The sequence below is a fragment of the Streptomyces viridosporus genome (assembly GCF_002078235.1).
GTDB classification, from domain to species: domain Bacteria; phylum Actinomycetota; class Actinomycetes; order Streptomycetales; family Streptomycetaceae; genus Streptomyces; species Streptomyces viridosporus.
On sequence record NZ_MSGP01000251.1, the window covers coordinates 1 to 15393 of the forward strand.

Here is a 15393-nt window from a genome sequence, read left to right on the forward strand (position 1 = left end):
GCGGCCCGGCTGCGCGACGAGGAGTGAGGAGACACCCCCGGTGCCGGGGCGGGCTGCCCCCCGGCACCGGGGGCGAGTGTCGGGTGGGTGGCCGGTGATGTGACGTGGGGCCGGACCGGGCCGCCGACGCGTGGACGTACCGCACCCGCTCGCCCCGGCGCGATCTGTCCGAAGAGCTCGGCTCCTCTCATGACGACGCACCACGAACAGACCAACGCGCCAACCACTGTGCGGACCCGGCCTAGTCCGTACCGGCGGCGTTGGAGGGCACAGGGCGTGTGGCGCCCGTCGGAGCCGGGGGCGCTGCCATTCTCGTCGTCCATGGATGTCAGTACCTTCTACGCCCTCTTCTCCACCACCTGCTTCGCCCTGGTCGGCCTGTGGTGGAACGTCGTTCAAAGCCATACCGACTGGATGCGCGACCCCGCCCTGCGCCGCATCGTCGGCGGGATCTACCTGTCCTTTCTGCTGCCCGCCCTGATGGGCCTGTTCGCCCAGGTCGGCGGTACCGAACAGCCGCAGGTCTGGCGGACGGCCTTCATCGCCCTCTCCGTGATCGGCTGCGCGTGCACCCTGCGGCTGCTGGGCCGTGTCCGGGGCGACCACTTCATCACCTGGCAGCAGGCCGCTGCCGCACTGCTCTACGCCCTGATCGCCGTCGTCGGCGCCTTCCCCGAACTCGCCCGCCACGTCGGGCTGCGCCCCATCCAGACCGAGGCTCTCATGCTGATCTTCCTGATCATCCTGGCGCACGCCCTGGTCTGGCGGTACATGGCGGGAGAGGGCCGTGCCGACGAGGAGGACTGATTCCCGTACGATTCCGCGATCCGCTCGGCGGACCCGCCGGCGTTCCGTCGCCGTACGGCCAGTACCGCGGCGGCCTCACCGGGACGAGGAGGAGGACACGTGCGATCCGCACCGGACGTGCTGTTCGCCGGCGTGCCCGCGGAGCAGGTCGACGAAGCCCGTGACTTCTACGCGTCGAGGGCGGCGGGCCGTGGCCCGAGCACACCGGAGGAGTTGAAGGAGGCACGAGCGAGGAGGGCTGTTCCTCGTACCGCCGATTCGCCTGCCGTCGAAATCTCCCCCCCTCTACGGCGCCCTTCACGGGCTCCCCCCGACGCTGCTGATCGTCGGGAGCACCGACGTGTTGCTGGAGGACGACCTGGCGCTGGCAGGTCGTTTGTCGGCGGCCGGCGATGACGTCGAGGTCCGGGTCTACCCCGAGGCGCCCCACGGCTTCACGGGCCATCCCACGGCAATGGCCAGGACGGCGCTCAGCGGCGTCGACTCCTGGCTGCGCGATCGGCTCGCGCAGTCGTAGGGACCTGCGATCGGCGCCCTGCCCCGCCTGCGAACCGGACCGGCCGCCGGACCTCGGCCCCCACGAAACCGGAACGGCTCCCTCGGAAAATCTCGCACGACCGGCATGCCGCAGCCCGATTCCCGCCGACACCCGCCGAAAAGATCAACAGCCGGAAATGACAATGACACGGCTCGATCATTGATGACGGAGGGACGGCCGGAGGAGGCGCAGATAAATTCACCCTTCAAATTTTTCGAGGTATTCCCCCATCCCGGCCTCTGCGTAAGATGGAATGAGAGTCCGTCCACGATTCGGCGGTGATGGTCATGGTGGACATCGCGGTTCTGGCGCCGACGGAAGTCACCGACCGGACTCGCAGCAATCCAGGAAAAGCAGCGCGAAGCCTCGTCGCCTGACTCGCCGGGACGGCACGGTGCCGCCCAGGCATGTCCCCGGTACCGCGGTGCGGTGCCGGAGAGGAACCCCGAGCGCGCATGCCGAACCGCATCGCGGCCCATCGGTGGCCGCCTGACGGAGCCCGGGCATTTCCCGCCTCGCCATTCCCGCGCGCGTCGCGACCATCCCTTACGAAATACCGGGCGGAAACCGTCGACGGCGCCGCCCGGCGGACTCGGCGTCGCGCATGAACTCGGCAGACGAAAGGAGGCGGCGATGTCCAGGTACCGCGAAGCCGCATGGCTCCCCCTGCCCGAGAACACCACCCAGCCCCACATCACCCCGACGCAGCTCATCCTGCACAGCGCCGCCGCGCCGTGGTCACCGAAGCGCCTACGGGACTTCTGGAACGAGAGGGGCGTCACCACCGAGAGCCACTTCGGTGTCGGGTACGACGGGGCGGTCGGACAGTTCATGGACACCAATGTTCGTGCCGACGCCAACGCGTCCGCCAACAACCGAGCCATCTCGGTCGAGAGCGCGGCCGACACCAGGAACAGCGACCCCTGGACCCCCGACCAGATCGACACCCTGGTCGAGATCATGGTCTGGGCACACCGGACACACGGAATTCCGGCGCGCATCTGCCGCTCCGAGAACGATCCCGGATTCGGTGTCCACCGGATGTTCAGGAAGTGGTCCCTCGACGGGACGGAGTGCCCCGGAAAGGCACGTGCCGAGCAGTTCACCGGCACGGTGTTCCCCAGGTTCCTGGAAACACTCGGAGACGTCCTCGAGCCGGTCGTCCCCACTGTGGAGCTGGAAAATTTGCAGTACGGGAAAACCAATGGAGACGTTGTCGATCTCCAAAAGGCCCTCATCGAGCACGGAGGGGAAATACCCGCCGGGGCGACCGGGTACTACGGGGACCAGACCAGGGCCGCCGTCGCCGCGTTCCAGAGGGAACAGGGCTGGACCGGCCCCGACGCGGACGGCATTCCAGGGGTCGAGACCTGCAAACGCCTCAATCTCAGGGTGGCGTAGTCATGGCAACCACAATCAACTACTCGCACGTCGTGTTCGGCGGGAAGGATTCCTGCATCCAGACCTTCCAGAAAGCTCTGATCGCCAAGGGGCACAAGATCGCGGACGGGGCGACCGGGTACTACGGGGACCAGACCAGGGCCGCCGTCGCCGCGTTCCAGAGGAAACAGGGCTGGACCGGCTCCGACGCGGACGGTCTGCCCGGACCCCGGACCTTCGCCAAGCTCGGTCTCGCCCACAGCCCGCGACACTCCGGGACCGGAGGGAGCGGCCGAGCGCCCTCCCCCGTTCCCGGATACTCCGTCAGTTTCCCCTACGGCGTCCGTCGCCCCGGGTACCAGGCCGGTTACCACACGGGGGAGGACTACGCGGCACCCACGGGCAAGCAAGTCGTGGCCGTCCGGGACGGGACCATAGAGTGGTCCGACGGCAACGGCGGCTCGTACGGCCAGTGGGTCGGCCTGCGCGTCGGCAACGGCCGCACTTACATCTACTGCCACCTGTCCAGCCGCTCGGTGCCGGCGGGAAAGAAGGTCAGGGCCGGCCAGGAGATCGGCAGGGTGGGCTCCACGGGCAATGCCACCGGCCCGCACCTGCACTTCGAGGACCGGCCCCACGGCGGCGGCTACGGAGCGGTCCGCAAGCCCGCCTGGTGAGATCCCGTCCGCGCCGGCTCCCTGTACGGCTGCGGGAGCCCTCGGGGCCCCGGAGGACCGGTGGCCCCGAGGGCGCCGACGCAGCGTTCGTCCTCCTCGCCGAACCGGACGTCGGACGAAGCGGCCACGAAGGACTCGCGTCCTTCCGTCATTGCCAGGGCGTCACGGTGAGCCGGATCCGGGCGTCCGCACCCACGATCGGGACGGCGGTGCCGGGCAGTTCGATGTGGTTGACCCAGATGTCGGGGCCCGGATCCTCGTCGTTGCGGGCGCGGCTGTCCGGGTGGTAGTCCCTGATGGAGCCGGTGATGGCCGAGTTCCAGACGGCGGAGAGGGCGGGCACGGAGGTCGCACCGTCGGCGCCGACGTCGACGACGAGGGTGTCGTCGAAGTCGGCGGTCTGCTCCAGGTGGTCGCCGAAGTTCCACAGGCCGTTGCGCTCCCGCAGCGACAGGATCCGCAGGTGCAGCGCGTACCGCATGGTGCCGGTGTCGTCGGGACGGGCCAAGCCGCTGCACAGGAAGGTGTCCACCAGCGGTACGGCTCCGTCGGCGTCCGCGGCGGCTTCCGCCGGGCCTTCGGCGGTGCCGCTCCGCGCGCCGTCCCGCAACTGGATCGGGCACCACTGGGCGCTCGTCCGCTCGTGCATCACGATCTGGAGGCCGCGTACCGACAGACCGACCTCGGCCTGCCAGGCCGTGTCCGTGCGTTGCGGCAGCCGGTGGCCGACGAGCGCGGCCTTCACCTCGCGGTCGCCGAACAGGAAGCGCCGCAGGTTCTGGTAGCCCTCCTCGGAGTTGACGATCCCGTAGCGTCCGCTGTGGCTGCGGTGCACGTACGCCTGATGGGCGCCGGGGACGTAGGCGTTGTCGATCTGCACCAGACCGTCGCTGCGGGGCCCGACCACGGCGGCGGACAGACCGTGCGCCACGTCGTAGTCGGCCGGGTCGGTGCCGATCAGGCAGAAGACCCGGTCGTGGGGGAAGGCGAACGACCGGTCCGTGGGCATCTCGCGGGGGTCCCAGCCCTCCGGCGGGCCGTCCGGATCGGCTACGGACTCAGGCGTCAGGTACGCGTACATCCGCTCGGGACCGAAGATCTGCGCGCCGTTGATGCCGATGGCGTCGCGCAACCTCTCCAGCATGCCGAAGCCGACGTCGAAAGCGATGCCGCCGTGCGGCGTACCGTAGGTGAAGAGCTTCCCGACGCACTCGGCGGGATCGCGGCCGAGGTCCGGAAGGATCTTCTGGATCAGGCAACGGCACACCAGGCCGCCCATGGAGTGCGCGACCAGATGGACGCGCGGTGCCCCGGATTTCTCCCTGATCGTGTCGATCAGCGTCAGCAGGTCCTCCGCGGCCGTCTCCATGCGGAATTCCTTCGGCCTGCCGCTCCACGTGCTCGCGGACACGTCGTAGAAGCGGTGTATCCAGATGCTGTCGGGCGGGATCGTGGCGTGGGAATCCAGGTAGAACGCCTGACTGCCCTCGACCAGGATCCGGTAGCCCTCGTCCAGGTGCAGGCGCAGCAGCGGGCTCTCGAACTGGTAGAAGTCCGGCTCGTTGTCCGGTCCGATGCGGATGTGCGTGGAGCCCTCGTTGAACCCGTAGAAGGGATCCGCCACGGCCTTGTCGATGCCTGCCGTGTCGCCGGCGAACCCTCGGACGTAGACGATGGGGAGTTTCTGGGGCGTGGACATGCGGTCCTCACCGGTTCAGCACGCACCGGTGCCCGGGGGCCGGGCCGCCGGGTGGTCGATGAAGGCGGGGGAGACGTGCCCGCCCGGTGCCTCGCCCGGGAACGGGCGTGATCCAGTGGTGGAAGCCGTCGCAGCGCGGATCGCTGCCGGGAGACCGAGAGCGGTCGGTGCCACCGGCCGCAGACGTACGGCCTCTTCGACGGACGCCGTGACGGTCATGACACCTCCCCTGTGCTCAGCGGGCCGCTTCCGGGGCCGCGGGAATCGACCGTCGCCGGTGCGGCCCTCGTGTCCGACGCTACGGAATCGCTGTCAGCGCGACGTCATCCTGGCGTCAATCGCCCCAGGGACGTACTCGGCGACGGCGGCGTCCGAGGGGCATGGGGAGCCGTGCGTGCCGCTCGCCCGGCGGAGGGCGCGCCGCCCAGGCGGAAGCCGCGGAGCCGCTCCGCACACGTACGGCGGTTCGGGCCGCCGCCGTGACCGGTCACGCGCCGCCCGCGGCCGGCCCTCGGCCCCCGTCCGGCGGGGTTGCACCGTGCGGACGGGGAACGGAAACTGGTGATGAGGGCCTCCTCGGAGCATGCGGTACGCCCTCGGAGTCGCACCGGGGACCGACGGCGGTGACGCACGGTCGGCGAGGCCGGACAGCCTTCGGAGGTGCGCTCACGCGACACACCGTGAGTGAGGCGATGAGGTCGGTGTCTCCTCCCCAGTTGCGGTTGCTCGGCCAGTTCCGGCTGGAACTCGGCACCGGAACCGTCGAGTTGTGTCGCAATGGCCAGCGGTTGCTGGCGTTCCTGGGACTGCGGGGCCGGGTGTCCCGCACGGTCCTCGCCGGCACGTTGTGGCCCGAGGTCACCGAAGAGCACGCCCGGGGCAGCCTGCGCACCACCTTGTGGAAGCTGCCGCGCGGGGAGCCGTCCCTGATCGGGTGCTGCGGAGACGCACTGCTGGTCTCCCCGGCCCTGCGCGTGGACGTCCACGTCCTCACGCGAACGGCGCTCGACCTCGTGGAGGACCGCGGCCCGTCCTTCCGCACCCGGCCGCCGCTGGAACTCCTGACCGGAGAGGACCTGCTGCCGGGATGGGACGAGGACTGGGTGGCGGTGGAGCGTGAACGCCTGCGGCAACTGCGGCTGCACGCGCTCGACACGCTGGCCGAGGCTCTGATACGGCAGGGCAGACCGGCCCTGGCGATGGAGGCGGCCTGGGCAGGCGTACGCGCGGAGCCCTTGCGGGAGAGCGCGCACCGGGCCATCGTGTCGGCGCATCTCGCGGAGGGCAACGTCAGCGAAGCGGTGCGCCACTACGACGCGTTCCGCCGGTTGTTGAACGAGGAACTGGGCGTTGCGCCCTCACCGCGGTTCGCCCGGATGCTTCCCGAGCGACTGCCGGCGCGGCCCGCACCACGGGGCCGGGACCGCCTCTTCCGCGACTGCCTTCGAGGGCGGTTCCGGTGATCGCCGGCGCTCTTCGGCTCTTCCTCCGAGGCTCCGGCCGCCGAACTGCCCCCGAAAGCCCCGAACCCCACGACTTCGGTGAGGCCGGTCCTTCGAACCGCACCTTCGCCCGTCCTGTGTCCTGGCAGGTCGCGGCGCGCACCCCTCCGTGCCGCGACCTGGACTCCGCCGTTCTCCCGGCCGTGATGCACGGCCCTCCGCGTACAGATGCCGCGGACGTGAGGGACCAGCCGGGTCCTGGCGCGGGCCTCAGGGCCAGACGCCGGTGAAGTCGATCTCGTACGCCCACTCGGGATGGTCTATCAGCGGGTTCCGGTTGCCCTGGATCTCCGCGATGGCCGCATTGCGGTGCAGCTCGTACTCGGTGACCGCCTCGCTCTCGTGCCACCGCAGCAGGACCGGCAGCCGGTCCTCGGGGAACTCACGCGCCGCGTCGCCGACCTGGCCCGGATAGCGGAGCAGGAAGTACAGGGTGGCCCGGGCGACCGAGCCCTTGCCCTCCTGCGGTTCGAACCCCACGCTCTCGCGCATCCCGCAGGCGTCCCGGACCACTTCGTCGAAGTCGGGGAAGTCGAAGTACGGGAAGTTGCCGCGGAAACTGTTGCAGCCCACCTCGCACGCGAACAGATGATGCAGGTCGCCCCGCATCGGCTCCTTCTTGGCGAACCACGACTGCGGCACCACGTGCTCGCAGTTGAACGGCATGGACGCCTCCAGGGCGTCGAACTCCGCCTCGAACTCGACCGGTCCCGCCGTGCTCTCCTGCAACAGGAGTTCCTGCACGCGGGCCAGCCGGGCCTCCGCCACGGCCGCGTCGGCCCGTATGAGCTCCTCGGCGGAGAAGTCCCTGCCCGAGTAGATGCTGCGCAGCCGGCCATCCTTGTGCAGGTCGACCCACGGGTAGACCAGCCTCATCGGCTTGTACCTGGGCCGGGGCTCATGGGTGTCCGTCAGCAGTGCGGTCAGCGCGCGGCGCAGCGCGTCACCGTCGCCGGTGCCGATGCTCGCGTAGTACGCGTCGCGTGCGGCGATGTCCGCGGTCCGGTCGTAGTAGGGGCGTTCCCGTGCGAGCCGGTGGTTGATCAGGGCCGCGTCGACGTCCTTCTCGACCGCTGACACGACGTCCGGCCGTCCGACCGGGGGCGGCTGCGGTGCGGCCTCAGGTGTCGGGGCGGGCACGGACGGCGGGGCGGAGAGGGCGGCCAGCGAGGACGAGGGCGTGTCGAAGTCAAGAGTGATCCGCAGGGGAACGGTGAGCCGGGTGGGGCGGTCGGCCGCGTGCGTCCGTTCCTGTGCCCGCACTTGTGCGCCGTCGGTCCCCGGCCGGGTGGACCCGCCGTTGGCGGAGGGCGTCGCAGGGGCGCCCTCCACGGGGGAGGGGGCGAGCCCGGTGGTGAACACCTCGTCCCGCAGCCCGGCCGCCTCACCGGACAGGGACGTCTCGTGCAGAGCCCGCAGCACGCGACTGATCCGCACCCCCTCGTTGGCCCGCCAGGCCAGTTGCTGCTCGCCCATCTCCGGTCGCCACACCGTGCCGTCGATGCTCAGTGGCCGGCCCTCGGCGTCGGTCTTCGGGACGGCCGAGTGGTGCAGCGCGACGACCTCCCACTGGTCGTTGAAAACCGGAGAGCCCGACGAACCCTCACGGGTGTCCGACTCGTAGTGCAGGAACCGCTCCAGCACGTCGACGATCTGGTTCTCGCGCAGCGCGATCTGCTTGGGTTCGCCCCGGGGGTGCTGGATGATGTTGACGAACTCCCCGACGACGACCTTCCCCTCGGCCTCGCTGAGGGCCAACCGGCCGAACGACGACAGCGCCTCGCCCTGAACACCACGCGGGGCCACCGCGACGAGGCTGTAGTCCAGCGCCCGGTCGGTGACGAAGAACCGGAGCGGTTCCAACGGGAAGACCGCCGGTACGAGCGGGCTTCCGTCGATGCCGTCCTGGAACGCGAACGCGACCTTGCTGCGGCTCGCCTCCTCCGCGCTGCGCAGCACGTGGTTGTTGGTGAGCAGCAGGGAGGGGGACACCATGAAGCCGGTGCCGTGTCCGCCTCCCGGTCCGCTGATGGTGATCCGGCCGACCGAGCGGGAGACCTGGACGCCTTCCTCCAGGAACGCGACGGGGGTGAGGTTGTTGCGCCCGATGAGGCGCTCCAGTCCCAGCATTTCACTGGTGAAGGTCTCCGGAGGCAGCCGCAGGGTGCTTCCCGCGCTGCTGGCGGGTTCCGTCGGCGTCCGCTCGATCGCCCGGGCCATGGCCCAGTCGGCGCCGAGACGTGCCAGCCGTTTCTCGACCCGCTCGGGGGCGTCCGCGTACAGCGGGCCGCGGGTCTCGAGAACGGATCGGTTCTCCTCCCGCCGTTCGGTCCGGTTCGCATAGCGTGTCGCGGCCATCGTCAGCTGTGACAGATAGTCCGACTCTCGTTCGGAAGCGAGTTCCGCCGTGGCCATGATCTGCCTCCTGGCCTGTTCTGATCGTGGCGGTGGTGTCTGAGACACGGTTCTTCCGGGCAGGCGGGACGGCATCCGGATGAAGGCGTCGGCTCTGCCGGGGAGGCGCGCGGATGATGTGCGGCGCGCTGCTGTTCGCAAAGTGCTTTCTCCTACCGATGTTTGCAGATGGGGGGTGTATGTGCAAAGGAGTAGATGATCATGATGTGGAAGGTGTTGTTCGCCTGCGGCCGGGAGCGTGGGCGTACGGATCGGGTCCACTGCTCGGCGAGCCTCCTGGCGTGCTGAGCCGAGTCGGCGCCCTGCCGCGATGGGGGCCCCGGGGAGCGCACCGCGGGCCACGCGTCCGAAGACGCTTCGGGCCCCGGAGGATCCCGGCGGCCGGGGACACGGCCGACACCCAGGTGACTTCAGCGCCGGCGGCGCCAGAACGGGGTGTCCCAGCGTTGTTCGCGCCGGTACTGGGCGGCCCGCACCGTGAGGTACTCGGCATGTACGGCCGCGATGCGCCGGGCGTAGTCGTCCAGGGCGCCGGTCTCACCGGCCCGGTCGGCCAGAACGGCCCGGGCCGCGACCAGGCCGGTGGCCAGCGCGGTGACGATCCCCCGGGCGGCCAGGGGATCGGTCGCGGTGGCGGCGTCGCCGACGGCCGCCCAGCCCGGCCCGGCCGCCGGTTCGGCGCGGGTGGAGCCGGCGGCCAGCACCCGCAGCCCCTGGAGCGGTCCCTCCCAACGGGCGGTGCGGTCCCGGATGTGGCCGGTGAGCTGCGCTTGGGCCCGCCACGCCTCCGGTTCGAGCAGACGGGAGCCGGCGAGGAGGTCGGCATCGGTCACGGCCATCACCATCTGCTCACCACCGGGCAGCGGGGCGGTGTACCACCAGCCCCAGTGAGTGGACTCCACCAGCGAAGTCCGCTCCAGTTCCGCCGTCCCCGTCACCGGCGGACCCAACAGCCCGGCGACCGCGACCAGATGGTCGGAGCGGATCGGCGTCGCTCCGAGCCGGCGGACCAGCCTCGCCGCCCGGCCGGTGGCGTCGACGAGGTGGACGGCCGACAGCACGCTGCCGTCACCCGTGACGATCCGCCACCGGCCCTGCTCCCGTTGGACGCCGCGGACGCGTCCGGTGTGCAAGGAGGCACCGGCGTCCCGGGCCGCCCGCAGGAGGGTGGCGTCGAACCGGGCCCGGTCCAGGTGCCAGCCCTCGCCGTACGGCCCGAACGGATGCCCCGCGGCACTGAGCGCATCCTCGCCCCAAGCGGCCACGTTGCCGTGACAGGGCGCGTGCCCGTCGGCGGTGATGCGGTCGAGCACCCCCAGTCGTTCCAGCAGCGGGCGGGCAGTGGGAGCAAGGCTCTCCCCGACCCTCCAGCCGGGTGAGGCCACCGGGGCGACGATGACGACCCGCGTCCCGGCCCGGGCGAGGCTCAGCGCGGCCACGCACCCGGCGGGGCCGCCACCGGCCACCAGGACGTCGCAGTGCCGCGTCCTCGCGCCGCTGTTCGCCCCGCTGCCGCTCACCGCACCGCTCCAGCCCCTGCCCGGCCTACTCGGGCTCCGGAGCGGTCCGCTCCGTCTCGACCAGGACCGTGCGGCCGTCCGGACCGGTCCGGGCGACGACGAATCCGAGAGTGCTCCACTTCGCGACCATCCCGTCAGCGTCGCCGACGCCGCGGTCCCACTCCTTGAACGCCTCGGCCGCGACCCGGACGAGCGCGTCGTGCTCCGGCTCGGGAAGGACCTCGTCGGGGCGGGAAGCCGGCCACCAGTGGGTGTGGCACGCGTGGAAGTCGGCCTGCCAGGGCAGGGCCATGTACTTGGTGACGTCACCGGCGGACAGGTCTTCGCGCAGCCGGAAGGGCGCGGCCCAGGCGGCCGGGTTGTCGGCGATGTACGTCATCTCGATCCCGGGGAAGAACCCCCCGCCGCTGCAGGCCTCCAACGCGGCCCGTACCAGGGCGTGCGGCTGGTCTCCGGGCGCGAACGCCTCGAGCGGGACCGCGGGGGCGGGCGCGCCCGGCCAGTCGGCCAGGAAGTCGCCGACGGCCCAGCGCCGCATCCGCTCGTACTGGCCCGGCAGGAGTGTCAGCCAGGTGCGCGGCTGCTCGGGATCCCGATCGCCGCCGTCGCCGGCGAGGACGGGCATGAATCCTTCGTTGGCCTGGCCGATGTCCATGAGTCCGGGCTTCGGCGTGCGCAAGCGGTCGAAGACGGCCCGACGGTGCTTGGCGTCGACGTCGGCGTTCGAGGACAGCTGGGCGAGGCGGTCGGGGGTGAGGAAGTTCCGCCCGGCGCCGTGCCTCATGCGCGCGACCGCGCTGACCCATGCGTAGTGGACCGGCCGGGCGAGCAGTGGATGGATGTCCCGGGTGAAGGAGACCTCCGGCGGTGTGGGCAGCCTGCCCGACGCGCGGGCGGCCTCCAGGGCGACGTCGTACAGGGTGATCAGGCTTGCCGTGTGGGGTGCGTAATCGGGAGGGGCCACCACGACCCAGGCGGAGGTCACCGGCACCGGACGGCCCTGCGGACCCAGGCGTACGGTCGCGCTGACCGGACCGTCGGAGATGTCGTCGAACCAGGAATCGTTGTTGGCGAAGTGGGTGATGGGGTTGGCGGCCTTGACCGAGGCGGAGTTCCCGAAGCCGCCGAGGACGAGCAGCCGGCCGGCCTCGTCGGTGCGCAGTTCGCCCAGCGGCACCGGGGTGCCCAGGAAGGTCCCGGTGTCGAACCGGGCGCCCGTGCCGTCCTGGGAGGGACCGGTCACGCTGCGGGGGCCGGGCCGGATGACCAGCTGCGCGCGAGCGGAGGGATCACCGGGATCGATGTGCCGGTTACGGCGGTCGGCGTTCGCCGCGGACTCGTGGAAGCGCCCGGCGAACTTGAACCACTCGCCCTTGGCGTTGGCCAGCTCAGCGGTCCAGACCGCGTGCGCGTCGGCCGGGGTGAGCTCGCCCAGGACGGCACCGGCCCGGTCGTAGGCGTAGAGGCGGAACCGGGCGGCCTGGCGTTTGATCCGCCCGGCGGTGTCCTTGAAGCCGCCGTCGGGCCGCGGCGGCATGTCGGGGGCCTCCGGACCGATGAAGAAACCGTCGGGGCTGTCGCCCAGCCTGGCGATGCCGACCGTGGGGTGGATCTCGCAGTGGGAGATGTCGTCGAGGTTCATGTCCGCTCCCGGTGAGGGGCCCGGGGATCAGCAGGTGGCGCGGTCTCTTCGCCGTGGTCTCTTCGCGAGGACGGTGACCGGCCGCGGGAGCCCCCGGCTGCAGGTTCAGTGGGTGTGCATCTCGGTGGCCAGGTCCCCTTCTTCTTCGTAGATCTCCCGCCCCACCGCGAGCTGCAGATCGACGTCGGCCGGCCCGCCCTCCAGGAACCTCACGGTCACCCGGTCGCTCTCGCGGAGCCTGTCCTCCGGGCGATCCGCCCTTCCGGCGATCTCCAGCCGCGGACCCTCCCGCAGGAGGTCATCGGTGAGCACGGGGCCGGCGGCACCTGGGACGGGCCGGACCGCGATGTGGTGATCGAAGTCCGGGGCCTTGGTGATCCGATGCGCGAGGAAAAGCTCCTTCCCCTTCCCGAAGGCCAGGTAGTTGAGGGCCGCGGGCCGGGAGGCGTGGTGATCGAAAGGATGGAAATGGACGACGTTCTGCACCTCGACGGTCACCGGGTCGAGGATTTCCACGCCGCCCCGCTCGAAATGGCCTCGGAACAGCGTTCCGGTGAACGAGGTGAGCCTGGGCCGCTGTCCCTCCGGGGCGACGAGATCGGAGATGCGGAACGGCTCGGGGGCCAGTGTGTACACGGCTGTCCCCGTCGTCCGACGGTCATCGACGTAGAGCTGCCGCGCGTCACCTGCCGCGCTCCGCAGGGTGACTTCGAGGAGGTACTGAAAGGCGTGGGGGGCCATGAACATGGCCATGTGGGACAGATAGACCGTCTCCTCTCCCACCACCACCATTCCGTGGGTGGCTTTCGGCTCAAGGTCCGGCATCGGGATCATCTCCGTTACGAAGCTCGTCCGCGGTTTCCGAGGACGGCGTCTCCCCCCGGCCTTTCCCAGACCTGCACGCGGTCCGGAAGACAGCCGTCCAGGGCCGGCTCACGCGCGCCGGAGCGATGTACGCACCGCCCGGAAGCCGTCCGGAGGGCCGGCACCACGGCGGGCGTCGGCCCGGGAATCCGCCGGTGAACCGCCGCTCCCCGGTGTCGTCCGGGAGTCGGGGCGATCAAGGAGCCGTCGACAGGACCGGCCCCGCGACCCGCGCGGGCCCGAGGACCGTCCAGACCCCCTGCCGCCGGCGCGAACGCGCCGACTGCCCGGCCTTGGCCGGGCCCCGTGTCCTCCCGTGTCCTGAGGGGGCCAGGCACGGCACTAGGCGATGCCGACCTTCTGATACGCGGTGTCGACCGCGGTCAGCGTGGCGGCCCGCAGGGCGGCGTTCCCCGCGAGATACGTGTTGGTGACGTCCCGCAACGCCTGGCGCATGTCCGCGAAATCCGACTGCCTCAGCAGCCGCACCAGGGCGAGATAGACCAGCAGTGCCCACTCCTCGACCTTGAGGACCGGTTTGCCCGCTTCGTCGACCGAGGTGAGGAGGTGGTACATCGCCTTGTTGTGGATGTTGCTGTTGGTGTGCACGCCGCCGTTGTCCGCCGTGGTGTGCAGATAGTCACGCATGTGGTCGGGATCGCTGGTCCGGGTGGGATCACGCATGTCGCGCAGCGGCAGCCCGCCGGTGCCCAGCCCGGCCCCGATGTCCCAGGTCCAGGTGCGTACGTCGCCGCGGTCGGGCGCCTGGTACCAATTGGCGATGATGACGCCCATCGTGTCGGCCAGTGACTCGTTCAGGGCACCGGACTGGTCCTGGTAGATGAGACCGCTTGAGGTTTCGATCACCCCGTGGGTCAGCTCGTGCCCGATGACGTCGAGATGGCGGGCCAGGCTGACCAGCCGGGTTCCGTCGGAGATCTGGCCGTACCACATACGCCCGTTCCACCAGACGGCGTTGCGCCACACGGGCCCTGGCCCGTGGCGGAGGTAGATGCAATTGACCATGGAGACCAGGTCCATGTCGGCGTCGTCGATGCCGTCCCGGTAGAGCTGATCGCGGTAGAACTCCTCCACCCGTTCGGCATTGACCTGGGCCGAGACCCCGGCCCGCTGACCGGCGCCGAAGTCCGCCTGCGGTGAGCCGATCGCCGAGGCCGGTAGCCGGGCGTGCTCGAGGTCGGTGAACTTCAGGTCGTACGTGGCGATCTGCCGCCACCGGTCGTCCAGGTAGTAGGAGCCGTCCTGCTGGCTCCCCAGGAACTGGTGATGGACGCTGACCTCGTCGTCGCCCTCCAGCCGGGTGGGCACCGTGATCGTGGGGGTCATCCCGTACGACTGGAGGATCTCGCCGGAGGAGGCGTCGACCAGGTAGCCGGTGAGCGGGAAGTCCTCGCGCGGGGACGGGTCGAGGCCATGGCCGCGCTGGTTCTCTCCGCGGCGCATCTGCGGCAGCTGGGCCGGCACGGCGCGCAGGTGCCAGGCCAGGTGCCAGTGATCGTCCTGGTCCGCGTACACCAGCGTCGGCGGTGGCAGCTCCTCGGCGGTGACGGTGCTGCCGGTGGCCGTCTTGACCCGTTCCAGTGCTTCCTCACCCGGCAGTTCGGGCACGGAGCCGACGCCGGTCACCTCGCCGAGCCGGCAGTCCATCGAGACCAGCCGCTGGGCCTCGTCGATCTCGACCAGCGCCTCGGTGCCGAAGACGGGGATCTCCTGCCGGGTCTGCTCGAAGCGGACCAGGGTGGTACCCGTACCGACCTGGCGGCGCTCCTCGAGCAGGGACAGATCGGGAACCCGCTCGGGCCGGTCCTCGCGAACCGCGCCACGCAGCCCCGGCGCCTCTTCCCGGGCGAGCTTCTCGGCCAGGTAGAACCGGGCGGCGGACTCGGCCGAGTTGAATCCCTGTCGGCCTTCGGCGCCTTCGGGCGCGCTCACACCGCGCACCATCTCCGGTTCCTGATGCGCGCCGCGCGCCAGCGGGTCGTCGGCGACGTGATAGTGGAAACGTTCCAGATGCGGCATGGTCATACCCCTCGTTGCCCCTCGGCCCTCACTGACCCCGCCCCGTCGCACGTCCCCCTCGCACGCCCCTCTTCGATCGTCACGCGCCGCGGCGGGGGCGGCAACCGGACGGCAGGGCACCGCGTCCTCCGCCCGAGCAGGCCCTCCGAGCCGGCGCGCCGCACGGATCCGTCGTGGAGAACACCCCCACGTGAGGACCGTCAACGGATCCCTCACGATGCCGGCTTGGCGCGAACCTCGCTGCGGCCCCGGTGGCCGGGCGGCGTCAGAGCATCGCCGTCGGCTTCGACGCAAGAGGGAGGCCCCCGC

The 15393-nt window shown here is 70.8% G+C and carries 10 protein-coding genes and 1 pseudogene; 5 read left to right on the plus strand and 6 right to left on the minus strand.

Annotated features, from left to right (window positions below):
• Positions 1–321 precede the first annotated feature (321 nt).
• From B7L92_RS18655 to B7L92_RS18670, 4 genes and pseudogenes are all read left to right on the plus strand, one after another.
• Positions 322–807: a hypothetical protein gene (locus B7L92_RS18655; protein ID WP_081238671.1), complete on the plus strand. Its 486-nt coding sequence runs from the start codon at positions 322–324 to the stop codon at positions 805–807.
• A gap of 280 nt (positions 808–1087) precedes the next feature.
• Positions 1088–1324: pseudogene (locus tag B7L92_RS42455) on the plus strand (alpha/beta hydrolase); the annotation flags it as partial.
• A gap of 654 nt (positions 1325–1978) precedes the next feature.
• Entirely contained in the window at positions 1979–2746 is a 768-nt protein-coding gene (locus tag B7L92_RS18665) for a peptidoglycan recognition protein family protein (protein WP_081238672.1), read from the plus strand.
• A 2-nt stretch (positions 2747–2748) separates the two neighbouring features.
• Positions 2749–3402 (plus strand): M23 family metallopeptidase, encoded by a 654-nt coding sequence (locus tag B7L92_RS18670; RefSeq protein ID WP_081238673.1) that lies wholly within the window; start codon positions 2749–2751, stop codon positions 3400–3402.
• A gap of 148 nt (positions 3403–3550) precedes the next feature.
• On the opposite strand, the gene B7L92_RS18675 is transcribed toward B7L92_RS18670, so the two are convergent.
• Positions 3551–5101, minus strand: coding sequence for an esterase/lipase family protein (locus tag B7L92_RS18675; protein WP_081238674.1), 1551 nt, complete (start codon positions 5099–5101; stop codon positions 3551–3553).
• A 692-nt stretch (positions 5102–5793) separates the two neighbouring features.
• Between B7L92_RS18675 and B7L92_RS18680 the strand changes: the two genes are divergently transcribed.
• Positions 5794–6564: an AfsR/SARP family transcriptional regulator gene (locus B7L92_RS18680; RefSeq protein ID WP_081238675.1), complete on the plus strand. Its 771-nt coding sequence runs from the start codon at positions 5794–5796 to the stop codon at positions 6562–6564.
• 249 nt (positions 6565–6813) lie between these two features.
• On the opposite strand, the gene B7L92_RS18685 is transcribed toward B7L92_RS18680, so the two are convergent.
• The 5 genes from B7L92_RS18685 to B7L92_RS18700 all read right to left on the minus strand — a co-directional run bounded on the left by B7L92_RS18685 (position 6814) and on the right by B7L92_RS18700 (position 15084).
• Positions 6814–9018 (minus strand): endonuclease, encoded by a 2205-nt coding sequence (locus tag B7L92_RS18685; RefSeq protein WP_081238676.1) that lies wholly within the window; start codon positions 9016–9018, stop codon positions 6814–6816.
• A gap of 410 nt (positions 9019–9428) precedes the next feature.
• On the minus strand, positions 9429–10538 hold the full coding sequence (locus B7L92_RS18690) for an NAD(P)/FAD-dependent oxidoreductase (RefSeq protein WP_159461044.1): 1110 nt from the start codon (positions 10536–10538) through the stop codon (positions 9429–9431).
• A gap of 25 nt (positions 10539–10563) precedes the next feature.
• A complete protein-coding gene (locus B7L92_RS40680; protein ID WP_159461045.1) occupies positions 10564–12180 on the minus strand; it encodes a LodA/GoxA family CTQ-dependent oxidase in 1617 nt (538 codons plus the stop codon).
• A 105-nt stretch (positions 12181–12285) separates the two neighbouring features.
• Positions 12286–13005, minus strand: coding sequence for a hypothetical protein (locus B7L92_RS18695; RefSeq protein WP_255311029.1), 720 nt, complete (start codon positions 13003–13005; stop codon positions 12286–12288).
• 381 nt (positions 13006–13386) lie between these two features.
• Positions 13387–15084 carry a M4 family metallopeptidase gene (locus B7L92_RS18700; protein WP_255311030.1) on the minus strand — a complete coding sequence of 566 codons (1698 nt, stop codon included), beginning with the start codon at positions 15082–15084 and terminating at the stop codon, positions 13387–13389.
• Positions 15085–15393 lie beyond the last annotated feature (309 nt).